Source organism: Actinomadura decatromicini (assembly GCF_008121305.1).
In the GTDB taxonomy this organism is placed as follows: Bacteria; Actinomycetota; Actinomycetes; order Streptosporangiales; family Streptosporangiaceae; genus Spirillospora; species Spirillospora syzygii.
In genome coordinates this window covers 247,062-262,330 of sequence record NZ_VSRQ01000004.1, presented here as the reverse complement: position 1 = coordinate 262,330, position 15,269 = coordinate 247,062, and the positions used below count along the sequence as shown (strand labels likewise).

General features: G+C 72.4%; 16 protein-coding genes and 1 riboswitch. Of the genes, 13 read left to right on the top strand and 3 right to left on the bottom strand.

All coding sequences use genetic code 11. From position 1 onward, the window contains the following. Nucleotides 1–7: 7 nt before the first annotated feature. The 13 genes from FXF68_RS19670 to FXF68_RS19610 all read left to right on the top strand — a co-directional run bounded on the left by FXF68_RS19670 (nt 8) and on the right by FXF68_RS19610 (nt 11,836). Entirely contained in the window at nt 8–1,816 is a 1,809-nt protein-coding gene (locus FXF68_RS19670; protein ID WP_148761329.1) for a hypothetical protein, read from the top strand. Between the two features lie 137 nt (nt 1,817–1,953). Next, entirely contained in the window at nt 1,954–2,499 is a 546-nt protein-coding gene (def, locus tag FXF68_RS19665; protein WP_148761327.1) for a peptide deformylase, read from the top strand. Continuing rightward, nucleotides 2,500–3,426 (top strand): methionyl-tRNA formyltransferase, encoded by a 927-nt coding sequence (gene fmt, locus FXF68_RS19660; RefSeq protein ID WP_148761325.1) that lies wholly within the window; start codon nt 2,500–2,502, stop codon nt 3,424–3,426. It abuts the gene before it with no gap. Further along, nucleotides 3,426–4,832 carry an RsmB/NOP family class I SAM-dependent RNA methyltransferase gene (locus FXF68_RS19655; RefSeq protein ID WP_148761323.1) on the top strand — a complete coding sequence of 469 codons (1,407 nt, stop codon included), beginning with the start codon at nt 3,426–3,428 and terminating at the stop codon, nt 4,830–4,832. Before fmt ends, FXF68_RS19655 begins: the two co-directional genes overlap by 1 nt. A gap of 13 nt (nt 4,833–4,845) precedes the next feature. Further along, nucleotides 4,846–5,793: a phosphatase PAP2 family protein gene (locus FXF68_RS19650; protein WP_148761321.1), complete on the top strand. Its 948-nt coding sequence runs from the start codon at nt 4,846–4,848 to the stop codon at nt 5,791–5,793. Between the two features lie 12 nt (nt 5,794–5,805). Then, nucleotides 5,806–6,483 carry a ribulose-phosphate 3-epimerase gene (gene rpe / locus FXF68_RS19645; protein ID WP_148761319.1) on the top strand — a complete coding sequence of 226 codons (678 nt, stop codon included), beginning with the start codon at nt 5,806–5,808 and terminating at the stop codon, nt 6,481–6,483. After that, on the top strand, nt 6,480–7,127 hold the full coding sequence (locus FXF68_RS19640) for an HAD-IA family hydrolase (protein WP_148761317.1): 648 nt from the start codon (nt 6,480–6,482) through the stop codon (nt 7,125–7,127). The genes rpe and FXF68_RS19640 overlap by 4 nt, the downstream gene beginning before the upstream one ends. 81 nt (nt 7,128–7,208) lie before the next feature. Next, nucleotides 7,209–7,339, top strand: a riboswitch (FMN riboswitch). A gap of 73 nt (nt 7,340–7,412) precedes the next feature. Continuing rightward, nucleotides 7,413–8,006: a riboflavin synthase gene (locus FXF68_RS19635; protein ID WP_148761315.1), complete on the top strand. Its 594-nt coding sequence runs from the start codon at nt 7,413–7,415 to the stop codon at nt 8,004–8,006. Next, nucleotides 8,003–8,644: a nicotinamide riboside transporter PnuC gene (pnuC, locus tag FXF68_RS19630; protein WP_148761313.1), complete on the top strand. Its 642-nt coding sequence runs from the start codon at nt 8,003–8,005 to the stop codon at nt 8,642–8,644. Before FXF68_RS19635 ends, pnuC begins: the two co-directional genes overlap by 4 nt. Further along, nucleotides 8,641–9,900 carry a bifunctional 3,4-dihydroxy-2-butanone-4-phosphate synthase/GTP cyclohydrolase II gene (locus FXF68_RS19625; RefSeq protein WP_148761311.1) on the top strand — a complete coding sequence of 420 codons (1,260 nt, stop codon included), beginning with the start codon at nt 8,641–8,643 and terminating at the stop codon, nt 9,898–9,900. Before pnuC ends, FXF68_RS19625 begins: the two co-directional genes overlap by 4 nt. Continuing rightward, on the top strand, nt 9,897–10,403 hold the full coding sequence (ribH, locus tag FXF68_RS19620; RefSeq protein ID WP_148761309.1) for a 6,7-dimethyl-8-ribityllumazine synthase: 507 nt from the start codon (nt 9,897–9,899) through the stop codon (nt 10,401–10,403). The genes FXF68_RS19625 and ribH overlap by 4 nt, the downstream gene beginning before the upstream one ends. A gap of 81 nt (nt 10,404–10,484) precedes the next feature. Then, nucleotides 10,485–11,360 carry an ATP phosphoribosyltransferase gene (gene hisG / locus FXF68_RS19615; protein WP_148761307.1) on the top strand — a complete coding sequence of 292 codons (876 nt, stop codon included), beginning with the start codon at nt 10,485–10,487 and terminating at the stop codon, nt 11,358–11,360. 11 nt (nt 11,361–11,371) lie between these two features. Continuing rightward, nucleotides 11,372–11,836 (top strand): PH domain-containing protein, encoded by a 465-nt coding sequence (locus tag FXF68_RS19610; protein WP_246178811.1) that lies wholly within the window; start codon nt 11,372–11,374, stop codon nt 11,834–11,836. A 13-nt stretch (nt 11,837–11,849) separates the two neighbouring features. Here the strand turns inward: FXF68_RS19610 and FXF68_RS19605 are convergent, their stop codons facing one another. Genes FXF68_RS19605 through FXF68_RS19595 form a run of 3 tightly spaced genes read right to left on the bottom strand, consistent with a single transcriptional unit; the run spans nt 11,850 to nt 15,230 of the window. Continuing rightward, nucleotides 11,850–12,488 (bottom strand): hypothetical protein, encoded by a 639-nt coding sequence (locus FXF68_RS19605; RefSeq protein ID WP_148761305.1) that lies wholly within the window; start codon nt 12,486–12,488, stop codon nt 11,850–11,852. Then, nucleotides 12,485–13,885 (bottom strand): selenium-binding family protein, encoded by a 1,401-nt coding sequence (locus FXF68_RS19600; RefSeq protein WP_148761303.1) that lies wholly within the window; start codon nt 13,883–13,885, stop codon nt 12,485–12,487. The genes FXF68_RS19605 and FXF68_RS19600 overlap by 4 nt, the downstream gene beginning before the upstream one ends. 22 nt (nt 13,886–13,907) lie before the next feature. Next, nucleotides 13,908–15,230 carry a sulfite oxidase gene (locus FXF68_RS19595; RefSeq protein WP_148761301.1) on the bottom strand — a complete coding sequence of 441 codons (1,323 nt, stop codon included), beginning with the start codon at nt 15,228–15,230 and terminating at the stop codon, nt 13,908–13,910. Nucleotides 15,231–15,269 lie beyond the last annotated feature (39 nt).

Below are 15,269 nucleotides of genomic sequence, written 5' to 3'. Positions count from 1 at the left end.
TTCTCGCGTGGCCGACAACTGGGTGGAGACCATCGCGGGCGACCTGCGGCGATGGGCGGACGAGCGCGACGAGGCGCTGGACGAGCAGGGGACCCGCATCCTGCTGGAACTCGTGCGGGACGAGATGGGCCTGCCGGGCCCGGAGGCGCTGACCCCCGAGCACCTGCGCGAGCTTCTGCTCGGCGTGTTCCCCGAGTCGGTGGTGGCCGGCCGCGAGGACGTCCCCACGGTCCTGGAGGCGCTCCGCCGGATCGTCGCCTACCTCGACGACACCGGGGCCGTCACCGCGGAGGACGCCGCCGCCCTGAAGGCGGAGCTCGACCGTACCGGCCCCGAGTTCGCCGACCTCGTCGCGGAGGTCGACTCAGAGGAGCGCCAGGCGGCCGCGGAGGTCATCGGCGGGCTGATGCAGGCGGACGGCGTCTCCCTCGACGACCAGGACGCGGTCGACGCATGGGTTCGCGAGTTCGAGGCCCTGCCGGAGGAGGAGCGCTACGCCCGCACGGAGGGGTATCTCCGGCAGGCGGAAGAACTGGTCGTCCCGCCCGTCCGGCTCGCGCCCGTGGCGGACCTGGCCGAGGCCGTGCGCCACTCGCGGCTGACCGAGAACGTCCTCGCCCTGGCCGAATGGACGGGCGAGCGAGCCCTCACCGAGCACGACACGCTCACGGAGTCCGACGCCGACGCCGCCGCCGTCGCCGTGGGCCTGCGGACCCCGCGCCGCCACGGCGGGCTTGAGGACGCGGGCGAGCTGGAAAGGCTCTGGTGGGCCGCCGTCGAGGCGAAGGTCATCGCCGCGGAGCAGGGCAGGGCCGCCCCAGGGCCGTCCTTGGACGGTCTCCGCTCCGGCGACGACTCGACCCTCCTCGCCGCCTGGCTGCCCCTGTTCGAGGCGCTGGTCGTCCCAGGGCACGACTACGCGGACGGCCTGGACGCGGTGGAACTCGTCCAGAACGAGATGACCGGCGTGCTCATCCACCTGTACGAGCAGGAGGACCCGACCGCCCCCGAGACGCTCGTCGACGCTCTGCTCGAACACGTCGACGAGGCGTACGACCTGGGCGACTCGGAGGCCATGACCGCCCTGGTGACGGACGCCTTCCACCTCGAACTGGCCACGCTCGGGGAATGGGGCGTGGTCGAGGAGGCCGGAGAGGGCCGGGCCCTGACGCCGCTCGGCGTGTGGGCGGTGCGCGAACTCCTGCTGGCGGACGGGTTCACCGCCCCCGTCATCGGCGAGCTGGCCAAGGCCCGCGCGTCCGACCTCATCGCCGGGCTCACCTGGTACCGGCCGGACGCCGCCGACGAGGAGATCGACGGCTGGCTGTCCCGGCACGACCCGAAGGACGCCGCCGCCGACCTCCTGGACGTCATGCGGACCGGCGGGCCCGGCGCGCGCAACCTCGCCGCCGCCGTCCTGCACCGCATCGGCCCGGAGGCGGCCCCGGTCGTCCGGTCCGCGCAGGAGCATCCGCTCGTCTCGCCCTACGCGGCGCTCTGGCTGAACGCCACCGGCGACCCGTCCGGGCGGGAGCTCGCCCGGGAGGAGTACCTCTGGGTGTTCGTCGACACCGTCGCCGGGATGCTGGAGACCGCCGAACCGGACGAGGCGGTGGAGGCCGCCCTCGCCGACGCGCCGCCGGGAGCGGAGATGGAGGAGATGGTCGACGAGCTGTGGCGCACCGACCATCCCGGCGTGGCCGATGTGCTTGAGGCTCTAGGCGCGCACCATCCGGACAGGGCGACCGCCAAGGCCGCGCGCACCGCCGCCTACAAGGCGCGGTCCGCGCATCAGACGGCGCGCCGCGGAGTGTGATGCATCCCGGTTCGCGGAGTGTCAAGCTTTCTGGGACGTCTCCGTAAACTGGAGGGATCGTCCCGTCCCCTGGAGACCGTCCGGGAACCCCTCAGGAAACGAACCCTCAGGAAACCTCGTACGAAACGGAGTCCTCGTTGGCCGTCAAGCCCATCCGCCTCTTCGGCGACCCCGTGCTGCGCACGCCCGCGGAGCCGGTGAAGGACTTCGACAAGGAGCTGCGCCAGCTCGTCAAGGACCTCACCGACACGATGATCGACGCTCCCGGGGTCGGCCTGGCCGCACCGCAGCTCGGCGTGGGCCTGCGGGTGTTCACCTACTACGTCGACGACCGGCTGGGGCACGTGGTCAACCCCACCCTGGACCTGTCGGACGAGCAGGAGACCGACGACGAGGGCTGCCTGTCCCTGCCGGGCCTGTCGTTCCCCACCGCGCGGGCCGTCCGCGCCGTGGCGAAGGGCTTCAACATGCACGGCGAGCCGATCACGCTGGAGGGCACGCACCTGCTGGCCCGGTGCGTCCAGCACGAGACCGACCACCTCGACGGCGTCATCTTCATCGACCGGATGGACCCGGAGCAGCGCAAGGCCGCCATGAAGGCGATCCGGCAGGCCGAGTGGTTCGGCGACACGACGCCGGTCGTCAAGGAGTCGCCGCACCGCACCTTCGGGAAGGCGATCTAGATGCGCCTCGTCTTCGCGGGCACGCCCGAGACCGCCCTCCCGGCCCTCAGAGCGCTCCTGGAGTCCTCGCACGAGGTGGCGGCGGTCGTGACCCGCCCGGACGGCCGCGCGGGCCGTGGGCGCCGTCTCAGCGCCAGCCCGGTCGCGTCCCTGGCCGCCGAGGCGGGCGTCGAGGTGCTCAAGCCCGCCAAGGCGCGCGACCCGGAGTTCCTCGACCGGCTCCGCGAGATCGCTCCCGACTGCTGCCCGGTCGTCGCCTACGGGGCCCTGCTGCCCCGCGAGGCGCTCGACATCCCCCGGCACGGCTGGGTGAACCTCCACTTCTCGCTGCTGCCCGCCTGGCGCGGCGCCGCCCCCGTGCAGCGCGCGATCCTGCACGGCGACGACGTCACCGGCGCGGCCACCTTCCAGATCGAGGAGGGGCTCGACACGGGCCCGGTCTACGGCGTCCTCACCGAGCCGATCAAACCGACCGACACCACGGGCGAGCTGCTGGGCCGCCTGGCCGAGGCCGGGGCGAGCCTGCTGCTCGACACGATGAACGGGATCGAGGCGGGCGTCCTGGAACCGCGTCCCCAGCCGACGGAGGGCGTGTCCCACGCGGCCAAGCTGACGCCGGAGGACGGGCACGTCGACTGGAACAGTCCCGCCCTGCACATCGACCGCCTCGTCCGGGCCTGCACGCCCGCGCCGGGCGCGTGGACCAACTTCCGTGACACCCGCGTCAAGCTGGGACCGGTCCGACCGGTGCCGGACGCCGAAACCCTGTCGCCGGGGGCGCTGCTCCCAGGCAAGAACGAGGTGCTGGTAGGCACGGCCACGCATCCCGTCGCGCTCGGCGAGGTCCAGCCGCAGGGCAAGCGCAGCATGGCCGCCGCCGACTGGATCCGCGGCGTCAACCTCATCGGCAAGGACGCGCTGCACTGATGCCGCCCAGCCGGAACCGCCGACACACCCAGAACCGCAGGCCGGGCGGCCCCCGCAAGACCGGGCGCCCGCAGGACCTCGTCCGCCGCACCGCGTTCGACGTGATCCGCGCCGTCGAGACCCGCGACGCCTACGCCAACCTCCTGCTGCCCGCGCGGCTGCGCGACCGGAACCTGACCGGACGCGACGCCGCCCTCGCCACCGAGCTCACCTACGGCACGCTGCGCGGCCGCGGCACCTACGACGCGGTGCTCGCCCTGTGCAGCGACCGCGAGCTGCGCCGCATCGACGCCCCGCTCCTGGACGTCCTCCGCCTCGGCGCGCACCAGCTCCTCGGCACCCGCATCCCGCCGCACGCCGCGGTGGGGACGGCGGTCGAGCTGGCCCGCTCCGTCTCCGGACCGGGCCAGGCCAAGTTCGCCAACGCGGTGCTCCGCAAGGTCGCCACCCGCGACATGGACTCCTGGCTGGAGATCGTCGCGCCCGCCGACGCCGACCCGACGTCCCGCCTGTCCATCCGGCACAGCCATCCGAAGTGGATCGTCTCCGCCCTGCGGGACGCGGTCGGCGAAGGCGAGATCGACGAGCTGCTGGCCGCCGACAACGCCCGTCCGCGCGTCACCCTGGTCGCGCGTCCCGGGCGGGCCACCGTCGAAGAGCTGCGCGACGCGGGCGCGGAGCCCGCCCAGTACTCGCCCTACGCCGCCCTCCTGCGCGAGGGCGACCCGGCCGGGATCGCCGCCGTCCGCGACGGACGCGCCGCCGTCCAGGACGAGGCCAGCCAGATGGTCGCTCTGGCCCTCACCGAGGCGCCCCTGGACGGACCCGACGCCCGCTGGGCCGATCTCTGCGCCGGGCCGGGCGGCAAGGCCGGGCTGCTCTCGGCCCTCGCGACGCGGCGCGACGCGCGGCTGCTGGCGGCCGACGTCCAGCCGCACCGCGCGGGGCTCGTCCGGCGCGCCGTCGACGACCGCGCCGGGGTGGTCGCGGCCGACGGGACCGCGCCCGCCTGGCGGCCCGCGTCGTTCGACCGGGTCATGATCGACGCGCCCTGCACCGGGCTCGGCGCGCTCCGCCGCCGCCCGGAGGCGCGCTGGCGGCGCGGCCCGGAGGCGATCGCCGAACTCGGCGTCCTGCAACGCGGGCTGCTCGGCGCCGCCCTTGAGGCCGTGCGTCCCGGCGGCGTCGTCGCCTACGTCACCTGTTCGCCCCACCTGGCCGAGACCCGCGTCGTGGTGGACGACGTCCTCCGCGACCGCGACGACGTCGAGCGGCTGGACGCACCGGCCGTGCTGACGTCCATCGCCCCGGACCTCACCGGCCTGGGCGACGGCCCGTACGCGCAGTTCTGGCCGCACCGCCACGGAACTGACGCGATGTTCCTGGCGCTCCTACGTCGCACCTGACTCCGGGGGATCCGTGCTGACCGACTTCATGCATTTCATGTCGTTCCTGGGCAGTGCGGCGTTCTACCTCCCGGTGCTGGTGGTCCTCTTCTGGTGCGTGGCCCCGCGCCTCGCGGCGCGGGTCGCGGTCATCTTGCTGTTCGGCGGATTCCTCAACGGGCTGCTCAAACTCGTCTTCCACGACCCGCGCCCCTACTGGACGGACCCCTCGGTCAAGGGCAGGGAGTCCCTGTCGTCGTTCGGGATGCCGTCCGGCCACTCCCAGAACGCACCCGTGTTCTGGGGCTTCTTCGCCGTCCAGACCCGGCGCTGGTACGTCTGGACGGGTGCGGCCGCCATCGTCTTCCTGGTCGGGGTGTCGCGGGTCTACCTCGGGGTCCACTCGGTCGGGCAGGTCCTCGGCGGATGGGCCATCGGTATCGCCATCCTGGTGGCCGCACTGGGATTGGAGCCGATCGTCGTCCCGTGGTGGACGCGGCGTCATCTCGCCGTGCAGGCCATGCTCGCCCTGGCGATCTCGCTGGTGCTGCTGGCAGCGGCCTGGGGCGCGCTGCGGCCGCTCCAGGGCTGGCACTGGCCGGGCGCCTGGGTCCATGCCATCCACGCGGCCGGAGGCCACATCGAACCCCTCGACCTGGTCGAATCGGCCAAGGCCGCGGGCGGCCTCTTCGGCGTCCTGGCAGGACTCTCCCTGCTCGCCGCCCGAGGCTGGTTCGACCCCGGCGGAGACCTGTGGCGACGGTTCGCGCGCGTTCCCGTGGGCGTCGCCGGGGCCGCCATCGTGAGCCTGTTCGGCGGGACCCACCTCGTCCAGGCGTTCATCGTCCAGGCGGTGCTCGGACTCTGGGTCACGGCAGGGGCGCCGGAGGCGTTCGTCCGGCTGGGACTGGCCTCCAGGTCCGCCCCCGCGCTCACGCGGCCGGGCGAAGGGCGGGAGGAACGCGCCGATAGGCCCCAATAGACTCGGGGCATCATGGCACCTCAGATCGCACCCAGCATCCTGTCCGCCGACTTCGCCCGACTGGCCGAGGACGTCGAGCGCGTCGCCGACTCCGCCGACTGGGTCCACGTCGACGTCATGGACAACCACTTCGTCCCGAACCTCACCCTGGGGCTGCCCGTCGTCCAGGCGCTGCTGAAGCACAGCCCGCTGCCGCTCGACTGCCATCTGATGATCGAGGACCCGGACCGCTGGGCCCCCGAGTACGCCGAGGCCGGGGCGAAGAGCGTCACCATCCACGCCGAGGCGGCGAAGGCCCCGATCCGCACCCTGCGCGCCATCCGCGCCGCCGGCGCGCGCGCGGGCCTCGGCGTCAACCCGGCCACCCCCGTGGACGGCTTCGCCGACCTCCTCGGCGAGATCGACATGCTGCTCCTCATGACCGTCGAGCCGGGGTTCGGCGGGCAGAGGTTCCTGGACGTCGTCCTCCCGAAGGTCCGCCGCGCCCGCGAGCTGATCAAGGGCCGCGACCTCCCCGTCTGGCTCCAGGTGGACGGCGGCGTCAGCGCCGAGACGATCGAGCGGTGCGCCGAGGCGGGCGCGGACGTGTTCGTCGCGGGCAGCGCCGTCTACGGCGCGGACGACCCGGCCGAGGCCGTCCGCCGCCTGCGCGGCCAGGCCGAGGACGCGACCGCGAAGGCGGGCTGGTGATCCTCTCCTGCGCCGCCGTCCTGTTCGACGTGGACGGCACCCTCGTCGACTCCACGCCCCTCATCGAACGCGCGGCCCGGGAATGGGGCGCCGAGTACGGCATCGACCCGGACGAGTTCCTCTCCGACGCCCACGGCCGCCGCACCGCCGACCGCGTGGCCGACTTCCTCCCGGCCGGCCAGGTCGCCGACGCCACCGCCCGCCTGGAGGAACTGGAGGCGAAGGGCAGCGAAGGCATCACCGCCCTGCCGGGAGCCGTCGACCTCCTGGCGAACATGAACGGGCTGCCCTACGCGTTCGTCACGTCCATGGACAGGGCCCAACTGAAAGTGCGCTCGGGTGTGGCCGGGGTGCCCCTCCCGCAGGTGGTGGTGACCGCCGAGGACGTCCTGGCAGGGAAACCGGACCCGTCCGGATACCTCCAGGCCGCGCGGCACCTGGGCGTCGACCCGTCCGCCTGCATCGTGATCGAGGACGCCCCCGCGGGTGTGGCCGCCGGCCGCGCCGCCGGTGCCACGGTCGTCGCGGTCCTCACCAGCCACCCCCGCGAGGTCTTGACCGCCGCCCACCACATCGTGGACGACCTCACCCGCGTGACCGCCACCCCGTCCGGCCTGCGCGTCGTCCCGGCGGAACCGGCATAGAGCGGACGCCCCGCCACGTTTCGTGGCGATGGTCACACCGGGCGGGAATGCATCGCATGGCACACTGGTTGGCAAGCATGAAAGCGTGCTCCGGGGTCGGTGAAATTCCGAACCGGCGGTGATAGTCCGCGACCCGGCCGATTCCATCGGCCGGTTGACCCGGTGGAACTCCGGGACCGACGGTCAAAGTCCGGATGGGAGGCAGCGCGCGGCACGTCCCTGGCCAGGGGCGTGGTGTCGGTGCATTTGTGCGTTCCCCGGAGCCTTGGATAGGAGGCCCGGGAGATGTTCACCGGCATCGTCGAGGAGCTCGGCGAGATCGTGGCGATCGAGACCGCGGGCGACTCGGTCAGGCTCGCGGTCCGCGGCCCGCTCGTCGTCCAGGACGCAGTGCACGGCGCGTCGATCGCCGTCAACGGCGTCTGTCTCACCGTCGTCGAAGTCAAGGGCGAGGTCTTCGCCGCCGACGTCATCAAGGAGACCCTCGACAAGTCGAGCCTCGGCGCGCTGGAACCCGGGGCGAAGGTGAACCTCGAACGTCCCGTGCGGCTCTCCGACCGCCTCGGCGGGCACCTCGTCCAGGGCCATGTCGACGGCGTCGGCCGCATCGTGTCCCGGGAGCCGGGGGAGCGGTGGGACGTCGTCACCGTGTCGATGCCCCCGGAGCTGAGCCGCTACCTGGTCGACAAGGGCTCGATCACCGTGGACGGCGTCAGCCTCACCGTGGTGGAGGCCGGGGCGGACCGGTTCAGCGTCGCGCTCATCCCGACGACGCTCGCGCTCACCACGCTCGGCCTCAAGCAGCCGGGCGACCCCGTGAACCTCGAAGTGGACGTCGTCGCCAAGTACGTCGAACGCATGCTGGGTGATCGGTCGTGAACTGGCTCGGCGCCGGGTTCGAGGTCTTCGGCGAGCACGTCCTCTGGACGGACCTCGTCGGGAACATCCTCTCGCTCGCCGTCGTCTGGCTCGCGATGCGCAAGACGCTGTGGACGTGGCCCGTCCAGTTCGCGGGCGCCCTCCTCCTGCTCGCCGCGTCGCTGCACGCGCACGTCCCGGGAAACGCGCTCAAACAGGTGCTGTTCTGCGGCCTCGCCCTGTACGGGTGGGTCATGTGGACCCGCGGACGGCGGCAGGCCCACGGGCTGGTCGTCCGGCAGGCGACGCCCAAGGAACGCGCCGTGCTCGTGGGGGCGCTGCTGGTCGGCACGGCCGCGGTGGCCGAGCTGTTCATCCACCTGGAATGGCTCAAGGTCGCGTGGTCGCCGTGGGCGAACGCCTACATCTTCGTCGGCAGCGCGGTCGCGACGTTCGCGCAGAGCCGCGCGCTGGTCGACTTCTGGGTGGTCTGGGTCCTCGTCGACCTGGTCGGGGTGCCGCTGGCGCTCAAGTCGGGGCTGTACGTCTCCGGCGCGGTCTACGGGATCTTCTTCGTGATGGTGATGGCCGGGTTCAGGAACTGGCTCCGGGAGGCCCGGGGCTCGCACGGCCCAAGGCAGAAGGCGGTGACCGCATGAACGGCGGCGACGACACGGGGATCCTCGACACGGGGGTCCCCGACACGGGGATCTTCGACTCCATCGAGTCGGCGGTCGCCGACATCGCGGCGGGCAGGCCCGTCGTGGTCGTGGACGACGAGGACCGCGAGAACGAGGGCGACATCATCTTCGCCGCCGCGAAGGCGACCCCCGAACTGCTGACGTTCACGATCCGCTACACGAGCGGCGTGATCTGCGTCCCCATGGAGGGCGCCGACCTCGACCGGCTGCAGATCCCGCTGATGACGGCGCAGAACGGCGAGCGCATGCGCACCGCGTACACGGTCAGCGTGGACGCCCGGCTCGGCGTCACCACCGGCATCTCCGCCGCCGACCGGGCCCGGACGATCCGCACCTTGTGCGACTCCGCGTCCGAGCCGCGCGACCTCGTCCGGCCGGGGCACATCTTCCCGCTCCGCTACCACGAGGGCGGGGTGCTGCGCCGCCGGGGGCACACCGAGGCGGCCGTCGACCTCGCCCGGCTCGCCGGGCTCGCCCCGGCGGGCGTCCTCGCCGAGGTGGTCAACGAGGACGGCACCATGGCGCGCCTCCCCGAACTCCAGGTCTTCGCCAAGGAGCACCGGCTCAAGCTCATCTCCATCGAGCAGCTCGCCGAGTACCGCAGGCGCACGGAGCCGATGGTCACCCGCGTCGTCGAGACGCGCCTGCCGAACCGGTACGGGATGTGGCGCGCGGTCGGGTTCTCCAGCGCGGTCGACGGCGGCGAGCACGTCGCGCTCGTCCTCGGGGACGTCGGCGACGGCGAGAACGTCCTGGTCCGCGCTCACTCCGAGTGCCTCACCGGGGACGTGCTCCACTCCGAGCGCTGCGACTGCGGCACCCAGCTCGACGCCGCCATGGAACGCATCGCCGAAGAGGGACGCGGGATCGTCCTGTACCTGCGCGGGCACGAGGGACGCGGCATCGGCCTGCTCGCCAAGCTCCAGGCGTACGCCCTCCAGGACAACGGGTCCGACACCGTCGACGCCAACCTGGAGCTCGGGCTCCCCGCCGACGCGCGCGAGTACTCCAACGCCGCGCATATGCTGCGTGAGCTCGGCGTACGCTCCATCCGGGTGCTCACCAACAACCCCGAGAAGCTCCGGGGCCTGGACGGGTTCGGCCTGGAGGTGCGCGGACGCGAGGCCATGCCCGTCGTCGTCACCGAGCACAACCGGCGCTACCTGACGGTCAAGCGCGACCGTCTCGGACACCAGATCGAGGGACTCTCATGAGCGGCGCGGGACGCCCCGAGGACACCACGGTCGACGCGTCCGGCGTCACGCTCGGGATCGTCTGCACCCGCTGGCACGGGAAGATCACCGACGTGTTGCTGGAGCGGTCCGTGGCGGCGGCGAAGGCGTGCGGCGTCGACCAGCCGGTCGTCGCCCGCGTCGCGGGCGCCCTGGAGCTGCCCGTGGTGGCCCAGCAGCTCGCCCGCGATCTTGACGCGGTCGTCTGCCTCGGCGCCGTGATCCGGGGGGCGACCGCCCATTTCGACTACGTGTGCGACTCCGTCACCTCGGGCGTGACGCGCATCGCGCTGGACGAGTCGACTCCGGTGGGCAACGGGGTCCTCACATGTGACACCATTGAACAGGCGATCGAACGCAGCGGGCTGCCGGGCAGCTCCGAGGACAAGGGATGGGAGGCGACTGTGGCCGCACTCGACACGGCACTGACCCTGCGAGGTCTGCGGCATCACGGTCACGCCGGGCACGGCCTGGAGCATATGTAGGGGTCCAGAGCCCTGGCTCTACCTGATGCTCCGGTTCCTCCGGATGGAATCCCGTACCAATCCTCATCGAAAGGCGTTTCCGTGCTGTCACTCGTCCTGCCCAAGGGGTCGCTGGAGAAGGCGACCATGCAGTTGTTCGACGCGGCGGACCTCACCGTCCAGCGGGCGTCGGACCGCGACTACCGCGCGTCCATCGACGACCCGCGGATCGACCGCGTCCGGGTGCTGCGCCCGCAGGAGATCCCGACCTACCTCGAACAGGGCCTGTTCGACCTCGGCATCACCGGCCGCGACTGGATCACCGAGACCGACTCGGACGTGGTGAGCCTCGGCGAGCTCAAGTACTCCAAGGCGACGTCCAACCCGGTCCGCGTGATCATGGCGGTGCCGGACGGCGCGCCCTGGCAGCGGGTGTCCGACCTGCCGGAGGGCGTGCGGATCTCCACCGAGTTCCCGGCGATGACGAAGCGGTTCCTCGAGCAGCACGGCGTGAAGGCGACGGTCGTCCCGTCCTACGGCGCGACCGAGGCGAAGGTGCCCGACATCGTCGACGCGATCGTCGACCTCACCGAGACGGGCTCGTCGCTGCGCAAGAACGGCCTGCGCATCCTCGACACGCTCCTGACGAGCTACACCGAGCTGGTCGCCAACCGCGAGGCGTACGAGGACACCGAGAAGCGCGCCGCGATGGAGGACATCGCCCTCCTGCTGCAGGGCGTGATCCGCGCGCGGGGCAACGTCCTGCTGAAGCTGAACGTCGCCCAGGCCGACCTGAAGAACGTGCTGGACATCATGCCGTCGATGTCGTCGCCGACGGTGACGTCACTGGCGGGCGGGGAGTCGAACGCGGTGGAGTCCGTGGTCGCCAAGCGCGGCGTCAACACGCTGATCCCGGCGCTGAAGGCGGCGGGCGCGCACGACATCCTCGAGATCCCCATCGCCAAGATCGTCGACTGAGCCGGGGCGCGTTGACCGAACAGAGATCGTCGAGCGGGCCGCCGGCGCTGCCGGCCGTCTGGCGGCCCCGCACCACGCGGCTCGTCGCCTACCTCACGGCGGGCGTGATCATGCTGGGCATGATCGCGCTCGCCGTGCTGGTGGCGCCGCAGTTCAAGCTGTTCGACCGGGTCCTGATGGTCGGGTTCGGGGTGCTGATCGGGTGGGTGCTGCACATGCTCGCCCGGTGCCGGGTCGCGGCCGACGAGGCGGGCCTGACGGTGGTGAACGCGTTCCGCACCCGCCGCCTCGAATGGGCCGAGGTGCTCGGCGTGACCATGACCGTCGGCGACCCGTGGCCGACGCTCGACCTGGCGGACGGCACGTCCCTCGGCGCGATGGGCATCAACGGCGCCGAGAAGACCCTCGCCGCCCGCCAGCTCGCCGAGCTGCGCGCCCTCCTGCACGCCCGCGGCGAGGCGCCCGACCCGGCCTGACCCGTCCAAACCCTCAGAGGGCGGTCAGGAGCGTGACGGTCCCGGCGGTGATGAGGGCGGCGGCCCACAGCCGGTCGAGGTTGAACCAGGCCCGGCGCAGGATCGCCAGCCCGACGACCTCGTAGACGACGACGGCGATGACGCCCGCGACGGTGAACATCGCCAGGGTGTGCACGGCGGTGACGAACACCCCGGTGGACAGCGCGCTGCCGGACGACGCCGCCAGCCCGTGGTCGTGGCCCGCCGGGGCCGTCCCCGTCGAGGCGAGCACGGGCAGCAGCATCAGCCCGGCGCCGTGCACCGACGACATCAGGAACGACCATCCGGCGAGCTGCCACAGCGAGATCCGCATGCCGACCCAGCGGAAGTGGCGCTTGGACAGCAGCCGCCACAGGCCGAACCCGACGAGGACCGCGCCGCCGCCGATCGCGACGCCCTGCGTCGCGACGACCGAGCTGGTCAGCGCGATGAGGACGGCGACTGCCCCGACGGACGCGGCGTGGCCCGCGGCGATCGCGGGAAGCGACTGCAGGACGAGCGAGCGGCTCCGCTCCTGGAAGCCGCGGGCCACCGCGAACAGCCAGCCCATGGCGGGGTTCAGCCCGTGGAACGCGCCGAGCGCCACGAGGGCGGCGAGCGATCCGTCGGTCACGGGTAGCAGTACGAGTCCGAGGACGCGTCCCCGCCCTGCAACCTCGTCTGGTGCGGGCGCAGGCCCCGGAAGTCGTCCCCGTTGGGGAAGAACCGCTCGTCGAACGCGAACCCCTCGGCCGTGGAGTCGAGCTTCGCCATCCACGCGCCGACGCCGTCCGGGTAGAACTGGTCGTCCCAGGAGCCGTACAGCGAGTTGGTGACGTAGACGCGCTTGCCGTCGCGGCTGACCTCGACCATCTGCGGGCCTCCGGCGAGGCGCTGATCGGGCGCGGCCGGGTGCGGCGTGCGGTTCACGATGCCGCCGATCCGCACCGAGCCCGCCTCGACGGGGTTGAACGGGTCGCTGACGTCGTAGCGCTTCAGCTCGCCCGTGCCCCAGCAGGAGACGTACAGCCACTGGTCGTCCACGGACAGGTCGATGTCGGTGACGAGCGGCGGCACCGCCCCGAACGGCTGGATCACCGGCGGCAGGTCGGCGGCGTCGGCGGGCTCGGCCGGGATGGTGATGACCTTCTTCGCCGCCCAGGCGTCGCCGTCGCGGTGCCACACCCACACCGAGGCCGACAGGTCCTCGACGCTGACGACCACGCCCACGAACCCGTACTGCTTGGTCGGGTCGTGCGCCGGGCGGAGTTCGAGGACCATCTGGTGCTCGTCGCCGAGGTCCACGGTCTGGACGTGCTTGCGCTTGCGCAGGTCGAAGAAGTTCAGCGAGTGCCCGTACTTGCGGCCGAGCAGCAGCTCGCCGACGACGCCGTCCTCGACCATCGACGGCGTGCCCCACTCCGACGACACGAGCACGTCGTGCGCGATGTGCCACCAGGCGTCGTAGGCGTAGTACTGCGGGCCGCGGTCGACCTCCCAGCGCCCGAGCACCTCGAACGAGGAGTGGTCGAGGAGGGCGATGCCGCCCGGCCCCTCCTCGCCGTTCGCGCCGCCGAGCGCCGTCAGGTACAGGCCCTCGGGCCCGCAGTGGACGGTGTGCGGGCGCGAGTACCCGGCGCGCTTGGCCAGCTCGTCCGGTTCCAGGATCTTGACGATCGTGGGCGCGGCGGGGTCGTCCTTCGTGTCGATCACGTACACCCTGGACGACCGCAGCCCCGGGACGATCAGGTACCGCCGCTCCACGTGCGGGTGCGGCGAGCCCGGGCAGAGCGCGCTGCTGCACGCGTTCCAGCCGAAGTGGTGCAGCTCGTCACCGAGGTAGGGCAGGTCGGTCCAGCCCACGACGGAGCCGTAGGAGCCGGAGCCCGGATCGACGTCCAGCACGGCGATCGCGTCCGGTTTCTCGGCCGCCCGGTCGAAGGCGGCGACGTACGCCAGCTTCTCGGCGGGCGCGGACGCGGCGTCGCGCGGCGAGGCGTAGAAGGTCGGGTCCGGCTTCCACAGTGCCATTGGGGTCCTTCCAGACGGGGTTTCAGATGAGCGTGACCGGGTGCCGTACGACGGCGCCGAACAGGTAGCCGAGCGTGTTGAAGGGGGCGGTCGCGGGCTGCGCCGCGCCGGTCTCGTCGGTGGCCCGCGCGAGCAGCTCGTACCGCCCGGGGCGCCGCGGATGCCACGGGTACTCCCAGCGGACCCAGCCGCGCGGGTTCGGGTGCCGGTCGCGGGCCCGCGCGGGGCGCCACGTCCGGCCGCCGTCGTCGCTGACGTCCACCCGCCGCACCCGGCCGTTGCCCGACCAGGACCGGCCGTGCAGGACGTGCCGGCGCGCCGCCTGGAGCGTCGCGTCCCAGGGCAGCTCGAACGCGGACTTGACGTTCATGCGGGTCAGCGGAGCCGTCCCGCCCTCGGGGTAGGTCGGGCCGAACAGCCGGTAGTAGCGCGTGTTCCACGGCGAGTAGAGCGGTTCGTCCGACACCTGGATGTCGCCGAGCCACTTGATGGACGCGATGCCCACCCACGACGGCACCACCAGGCGGACGGGGTGGCCGTGGTCGGGCGGCAGCGGGGCGCCGTTCATCTCGTAGGCGAGCAGCACGTCCTTCATCGCCTTCGCGACGGGAAGGGGGCGCCGCACGCGGCCGAGGTTCTCGCCCTTGTCCACGTAGTCAGCGTCCAACCCGCGGGGCATGATGTCCACGGCCGCGCGGGTGATACCTGCGCGCCTCAGCACCGCCGACAGCCGGACGCCGCGCCACCGGGCGACGCCCACCGCGCCGAGCTTCCACGGCGTCCCGGTGACCTGCTGCCCCTGCTGGGACGTGTAGAAGCCGCGCCCGTTGCCCGTACATTCGATGAACGACGTGATGGTCTCGGAGGGGAATCCGAGGAGGTCGTCGTAGGTGAACTCAAGCGGACGGTCCTCGCCCGGCGATCCGGCCAGTCCGGTGCCCCACAGTTTCAGCCGCCACGTCCGCGCGTCGATCAGCGGCGTGGACACGTGGTTGCGGACGAAGAAGCGGTCGACGGGCGTGAGGTCGCCGATCCCGCGCATGGCCTCCCAGCGGGTCTCGGCGTTCGTCCCGTGCTCGATGAACAGCTCCGGCGGCAGCGGCTTGACGATCCCGGTCGCGGCCGCCGTCGCGAACGGCGCTGTGAACGGGGTCGTGAAAGGGGCCGCGACCGGGGCGGCCGCCGCCGCGGCGGGACGCAGCGCGGCGGGCAGGGCCCCGCCGAGCCCCGCGGTCAGTCCGGCGCCCGCCGACAGGCGCAGCAGCCCGCGCCGGGACGGGTCGCGCACCCGCTCGTAGGTCGCCTCGTCGGTCAGGTCGGGATCGTTCCCGTCACCGGTTCGCATGGCTCCAATGCTCTGCGTCGCGACGGGTAAAGTCAACTT